The sequence below is a fragment of the Vibrio sp. 10N.222.49.C9 genome, from assembly GCF_041474985.1.
In the GTDB taxonomy this organism is placed as follows: Bacteria; Pseudomonadota; Gammaproteobacteria; order Enterobacterales; family Vibrionaceae; genus Vibrio; species Vibrio crassostreae_C.
In genome coordinates this window covers 1-304 of sequence record NZ_JBFRVD010000821.1, presented here as the reverse complement: position 1 = coordinate 304, position 304 = coordinate 1, and the positions used below count along the sequence as shown (strand labels likewise).

Annotated in this window: 1 pseudogene; it reads left to right on the top strand. The window is 37.2% G+C overall.

The annotated features are described in order from the left end of the window. Positions 1–223: 223 nt before the first annotated feature. Positions 224–304 (top strand): annotated as a pseudogene (locus AB4585_RS25770) (RNA pyrophosphohydrolase); the annotation flags it as partial.

Here is a 304-nt window from a genome sequence, read left to right as displayed (position 1 = left end):
AAATTAATTATCTCAAGTTTTCTCACAAAGTTACTCACAGATATAGTGAATAAATAGCACTAAACAAAGTGACTCTGTTGATAAAGTAAGATTTGCTCGCTATTTATCCAATGTGGGCATCCTGACTTCATAGTTTGACAACTTTTACTACGGTTGCATTTGCTCAACTGGGGGATCTGTGGAAAAATCGACTCATATAAAATTTATCAGTAGAGGTTAGCCAGTGATCGATGGCGATGGTTACCGCTTAAATGTGGGAATCGTAATATGTAACAACCACGGTCAAGTGTTTTGGGCTAAACGA